General features: G+C 48.6%; 1 protein-coding gene. It reads left to right on the top strand.

The features are described 5' to 3' along the window. Positions 1 to 623: filamentous hemagglutinin N-terminal domain-containing protein (locus ACFIJP_RS09585; protein WP_375627198.1), on the top strand; the 623-nt coding region annotated here is incomplete at both ends.

The following is a 623-nucleotide window of genomic DNA, read 5'->3' as shown; positions in this document are numbered from 1 at the left end:
GCCGCCAATCGCCCAGATATAGTGGCAGCGCCCAATGGGGTTCCCTCGATTGATATTGTTACCCCCAATGGCAAGGGTTTATCACACAATAAATATGATGATTTTAATATTGGCAATCCAGGTGTGATTTGGAACAATCATGCGCAAGAAGTGGGGCAATCGCAGTTGGGGGGCATTATGCCGGGCAATCCGCATTTGCGTGTTACGGGTTCGGCAAAAGTGATTTTAAATGAAGTCACCAGCAGCAAGCGTAGTGCGCTTCATGGTCCAGGAGAGGTTTTTGGGAGCCCAGCCGATGTGATTATAGCCAATCCCAATGGGATAAGCTGTGATGGTTGCGGTTTTATCAATACGCCCCATGCGACCTTAACCACAGGTGTTTCCGAAATTGATGCGAGCGGTTTTTTGAAAGGCTTTGAGGTGCGAGGTGGGGACATCACCTTTGGCGCCAAGGGAGCCAATTTTTTCTCTGGTCAAGGGGCTGTTGATATTGTCGATATTGTCTCACGCACGGTGCATTTTGAAGGAGCTGTTGCGGGCAGAGAAATTGGAGTGACAGCAGGGACGGGTCACTTTGATTATGCTTCACGGGAAATGAAAGAACTGACCGATATTACTGGTAA

Source organism: Bartonella sp. MU37NMGALS, from assembly GCF_042194015.1.
Taxonomy (GTDB): domain Bacteria; phylum Pseudomonadota; class Alphaproteobacteria; order Rhizobiales; family Rhizobiaceae; genus Bartonella; species Bartonella grahamii.
The sequence above is the reverse complement of the archived record's forward strand: the minus strand, read 5'-3'. Positions and strand labels throughout refer to the sequence as shown.